General features: G+C 74.9%; 5 protein-coding genes. 3 read left to right on the top strand and 2 right to left on the bottom strand.

The genetic code is table 11. The annotated features are described in order from the left end of the window. The first annotated feature begins 117 nt into the window (after positions 1–117). Positions 118–891, top strand: a complete 774-nt coding sequence (locus tag GTY84_RS23335; RefSeq protein WP_161228334.1) for an alpha/beta fold hydrolase — start codon at positions 118–120, stop codon at positions 889–891. A gap of 20 nt (positions 892–911) precedes the next feature. On the opposite strand, the gene GTY84_RS23330 is transcribed toward GTY84_RS23335, so the two are convergent. Both GTY84_RS23330 and GTY84_RS23325 read right to left on the bottom strand, forming a co-directional pair. Continuing rightward, on the bottom strand, positions 912–1,547 hold the full coding sequence (locus tag GTY84_RS23330; RefSeq protein ID WP_161228333.1) for a response regulator transcription factor: 636 nt from the start codon (positions 1,545–1,547) through the stop codon (positions 912–914). A gap of 13 nt (positions 1,548–1,560) precedes the next feature. Beyond that, positions 1,561–2,646: a sensor histidine kinase gene (locus GTY84_RS23325; RefSeq protein ID WP_161228332.1), complete on the bottom strand. Its 1,086-nt coding sequence runs from the start codon at positions 2,644–2,646 to the stop codon at positions 1,561–1,563. A gap of 298 nt (positions 2,647–2,944) precedes the next feature. Here GTY84_RS23325 and GTY84_RS23320 point away from each other — a divergent pair, with 298 nt between their 5' ends. Continuing rightward, positions 2,945–3,841: a response regulator transcription factor gene (locus GTY84_RS23320; RefSeq protein WP_161228375.1), complete on the top strand. Its 897-nt coding sequence runs from the start codon at positions 2,945–2,947 to the stop codon at positions 3,839–3,841. 14 nt (positions 3,842–3,855) lie between these two features. Continuing rightward, positions 3,856–4,572: a HAMP domain-containing sensor histidine kinase gene (locus tag GTY84_RS23315; RefSeq protein ID WP_161228331.1), complete on the top strand. Its 717-nt coding sequence runs from the start codon at positions 3,856–3,858 to the stop codon at positions 4,570–4,572. Positions 4,573–4,913 lie beyond the last annotated feature (341 nt).

The following is a 4,913-nucleotide window of genomic DNA, read 5'->3' as shown; positions in this document are numbered from 1 at the left end:
CCCTCTCCCCCACCACCACCTCCGACCGCCGGTCCGCCGGTCCGCCGGCCGGTCCGCCGGTCCGCCGCCGGGGCGTTCCCGGACCCCGGCACCATCCCTTCCCCTCTGGAGTGCCCCGTGACCACGGCCCCGTCCGACCTCGACCGCTGGGTGCTGCGTCCCGCCCCGCGCGCCGCCCCGCTGGTACGGCTGCTGTGCCTGCCGTACGCGGGCGGCGGCACCGCGGCGTTCCAGGGCTGGGGGGCCCTGCTGCCGGACGCGGTGGAGCCCTGGCTGCTGCGGCTGCCCGGGCGCGAGGCACGGTTCCGGGAGGAGCCGCGCACCGATGTGCCGGCCCTGGTCGAGGAGGCGGCGGCGGTCCTCGGTCCGGCGCTGGACGGCGGCCCGTACGCGGTGTTCGGGCACAGTCTGGGCGGGCTGCTCGCCTTCGAGCTGGCCCGGGAGCTGCGCCGCTCGTACGGCACGGAGCCGGTCCGCCTCGCGGTGTCGGCGCGGGCGGCGCCCGATCTCCCGCTGCGGCACACCGTGGTGCACCGGCTGCCCGACGACCTCTTCCTGAAGGCCCTGGACGAACGCTTCGGCGCCATCCCCCCGGCCGTCCGGGACGATCCGCAGATGCGCGCCCTGTACCTGCCGTCGCTCCGCGCGGACGTCGCGCTGCTGGAGACCTGCGCGCACGTTCCCGGGCCGCCGCTGTCCTGTCCGGTCACGGTCTACGGCGGCCGGGACGATCCGGAGTTCTCCCGGGAGGAGCTGGAGGGCTGGCGCCGCCAGACCGCGTCCGGGTTCCGGCTCCGGGTGTTCCCGGGCGGGCATTTCTTCCTCGCTCCGTGCCGCGCGGAGCTGGTGGCGGACCTCGCGGACGACCTGCTCGCCGCGACGGTCCCGTGAGCCCCGGCCCTCCCCCGGCCTCAGTCCTCCCTCGGGTGGGGCGCGGGGAGGAGGGAGGCGGCCACCGCCTTGTTGACCGCGTCCAGCCGGGACACGGCGCCGAGCTTGCGGTAGACGTTGCGCAGGTGCCGCTTCACAGTGCCCTCGGCGATGCTCAGGCGGCGGGCGATCTGGGAGTTGCTCAGTGCCTCCGCGGTGAGCGCCAGCACCTCGCGCTCGCGGTCCGACAGCGCGTCGCCGGGGGCGTGGCCGACCCGGTCGAGGCCCTGTTGGGAGACGGAGAGGATCACATGGCCCGGGAGGCGGTCCACGACCACGCTGTGGATCGCGGAGACGAGTTCGTGCCGGGTCGACCCCTTCACCAGATAGGCGCCGGCGCCGAGGGCGAGCAGCTCCCGCGCGAGGACGACGTCGTCGTGCATGGTGAGCACGACGACGCGCGACTGCGGGGAGATCCGGCGCAGGCGCGCCAGGGTCTCCCTGACCCCCTCGCCGGGCATCTCGACGTCGAGGACGATGACGTCGGGGCGGAGCACGGCGGCCTTCTCGCAGGCGTCGTTCCCGCAGTGGGCCTCGCCGACGACCTCGACACCCCCGGCGGCGGTGAGGATCTCGGTGATGCCCTCGCGGAACAGGGTGTGGTCGTCGGCGATCATGACTCTGATGGGCCTACGCGGGTTCACCACCGCTGTCCCCCTCCAGTGGTACGAAGACCAGGATGCGCGCCCCGCAGCCGGGCTGCGACTCCACCGTGACGCTGCCGCCGAGGAGTTCGGCCCGCTCCCGCATGGAGAGCATGCCGCTGTGGCCGTGCGGGGCGGTGGCCACGGGGTCGAACCCGACGCCGTCGTCCTCGACGGCGGCGCGGACCTCGCCGGGCGCCACGTGGACCTCGACGGTGATCAGCCCGGCGCGGGCGTGGCGGACGGCGTTGCGCTGGGCCTCGCGGACGATGAGGTACAGCTCCTCCGCCGCACCGTGCGGCAGCCAGGACTCGTCGCCGGTCACGGATACCCGCACCTCGGCCCCGTTCCGGCCCGTGCGGTCGAGGTCGCGGGTGAGGGCGGTGCGCAGGGAGTCGGTGTCGATGCGGCGGCGCAGGCCGGTCATCACCTCGCGCAGGCTGCTGAGCGACTCCCGGACCGTGGTGCGGGCGGCGTCGAGCTTCTGCCGGGCGAGTCCGGGCCGGTCCGGCTCGTACAGCTCGTGGAGTTCGAACCAGTTGAGGGCGGTGCCGAGGTGCCCGGCGACCTCGTCGTGGAGTTCCCGGGCGACGCGCCGCCGTTCGTCGTTGTGCGCGCTGCGGATGCGTTCCAGCAGATAGCCGATGTGGGCGACGGAGCGCGCGGTGTGCCGGGCGACGATCTCGCGGTGCAGCAGGGAGAAGAGCACGGCGGTCTCGGCCGGGCCGGGGCGCTCGCCGTCGGGCTGGTCCATCAGGACCACGACGACGGCGTCGAACAGGGCGGTCGCCGCGCGCCCGGACTCGACCGGGTGGGTTCGGGGGCCGCCGGGACGTAGCGCCTCGCCCAAGTAGTCGGTGCCGTGCGGCAGATGGGTGCCGCGGTGGAGTTCGGAGATGACGTGGGCGAGGATGCGGCGGGCCTCCGCCAGATGGGGCGCGGCGTGCTCGCCGTCCCCGAGGAGGGAGGATCCGGTACTGCGCAGTGCGGCGTCGTAGGCCGCGAGGATCTCGTCCACGCGGCGTTCCAGCACGTCCACGGCGGTGCCACGTCCGTTCTGCCGAGCTTCCACGTCTGTCTCCCCGGCGAACGGTCGCGCAGCCCTCCGCTTTGCACTCGTGTCCGAACGACCAGACTACATCGCTCACTTGACCGAATGCCGTTAAGGAACCGTCAAGATCCGTTCCGGTTCGCCGGGCCGTTTCCGAACCTACCCCCAAAGACACATCCGGGGGGTACCACCCTGGGAGCGAAGGCGGCCCGCGTGGTTGATGCCGGTCGGTGGGTCTTGGTTGACTCGCGGCATCCGGCGGCCGCTCCACCGTTCCGGGGCCGTGACCGGACTCCGTCTGCGGGAAGGCATCAGCTCCATGAATGTTCTGATCGTCGAGGACGACGACGGGCTGGCCGAGGCGCTCGGGGAGACGCTGGGCGCGCACGGGTTCCCCGCCCTGCGCGCCGCCACCGGCGCCGAGGCCCTGGAACGGCTGTCCGAGGCCGGTGTCGTCCTGCTCGACCTGGGGCTTCCGGACCTGGACGGCCACGAGGTCTGCCGGCGCATCCGCGAGGTGTCCTGCGTGCCGGTCATCGCGATGAGCGGGCGCACCGAGGAACTCGACCGGGTCATGGCCCTGCATCTGGGCGCGGACGACTTCGTCCCCAAGCCGTTCAGCCGACGCGAACTGGTGGCGCGGATACGGTCCCTGCTGCGCCGGGCGGGGGGCTGCGCCGTGCACGGCGGGCCGCCTCCCCGGGCCGGGCGGAGAGCGACGGACGAGCCGCTCCGGGGGCCGGTGCCGGATACGGCCGGGGAAGGCTGGGCCCCGACGCCGGTTCGGGCCGCCGTGCCAGAGGCAGCGCCGCCGCCGGATGCGGTGGCACCGTCGCCCGTGCCCGCCGGGGTGCGGTCGCAAACGGTCGGTTTCCGGCCGGAGGACCCCCCGGCGCGGCCCGTCCGGCCCCTCCTCCAGGCCGGTCCGGTGCGGCTGGACCCGCGGACCCGCAAGGTGTTCGCGCACGGGGCGGAGATCCGCGTCACCCGCAAGGAGTTCGACCTCCTGGCCATGCTGATCGAGGAGCCGGGCACCGTCGTGGAGCGCGGGCAGATCATGTCCCGGGTGTGGGACGAGAACTGGTACGGGTCGACCCGCACCCTCGACGTGCACGTGGGCTCGCTGCGCAGCAAGCTCGGCGACGCCCGGTGGATCGAGACCGTCCGCGGGGTCGGCTACCGCCTGGCGGTACCGCTGTCCGCCGTCCACGCCTGAGACGGGACGCGACCATGTCGATCGGCGCGCCCGCTCCGGTTCCCGCTTCGCCGCTGCCCCGAGGGGGTTCGCCCGCGTTCGCCGCGGTCGCCGCCCATCAGGTGCGCGGCCCGCTGTCGTCCGTCCGGCTGCGACTCGAACTGCTCCTCGACCGGCTGGCGCCCGGGGCCGAGGCGGACACGCTGCGCCAGGTCCGGGGGGCGCTGCGCGAGGTGGACCGGCTCTCCCAGGTGCTGGAGCAGGTGCTGGCCTGGGGCGCGGCCGGGCAGGACGGCGATGTCCTGGAGACGGTGGACGCGCTCGGCGTCGCGGCGGCGAGGGTGGACGCCTGGCGGGTCGTCGCCGGGGAGCGGGGCGTGGGGCTGTGCCTGGACGGCGCGTCGGTCACTGCACGCCAGGTGCGGGGCTGCCTGGGGCAGTGCCTCGACGTGTTCCTGGACAACTCCCTCCATGTCACGCCCCGGGGCGGCCGGGTCACCGTGCTGGTCCGCGGTACGCCGGGCACGGTGCGGGTCGAGGTCCACGACCAGGGGCCGGGGATGAGCCGGGAGGAGATCGACCGGGCCTGCGAGCCGTTCTGGCGCGGTCGCGCGGGGCGCGGTCACCAGGGCACCGGCCTGGGTCTGCCCATCGCGTCGTCCCTGCTGACCGCCTCCGGCGGGCGGATGGAGCTGGGCCGCGCGCACCGGGGCGGGCTGCGGGCGGTGGCGGTCCTGCCGCGCGCCGTCTGACATCTGCCCGGCGCACCGACCGGCGGCAGGTGTCACGCGCTCACGGTCGGCCCCCTCCCCTTCGGCTGATCCCGGCCCCTGCCACCGCACCCCGGGAGACGCCGCACGCCCGCTGCCGGGCGCCGGAACCGGTCCCCGTCCGTGCCGGGTCCACTCGCGCCGGAGGCCGCGCCGTGCCCGACGGGCGGGAGACGGCGTCGGGGCGTACCGGTGCCCCGACAGCCATAGCGCTCGCTGAACGGAATCGCCTCAGCGGAGTGCCCCCCTCGGGTGACTCGACCCGGTGGATCCCGCGTCGCGGCGGGTCCGGCCCCGTCCGGCGGCCGTACGGTCGGATCCGC

It is taken from the genome of Streptomyces sp. SID8352 (assembly GCF_009862265.1).
In the GTDB taxonomy this organism is placed as follows: Bacteria; Actinomycetota; Actinomycetes; order Streptomycetales; family Streptomycetaceae; genus Streptomyces.
The sequence above is the reverse complement of the archived record's forward strand: the minus strand, read 5'-3'. Positions and strand labels throughout refer to the sequence as shown.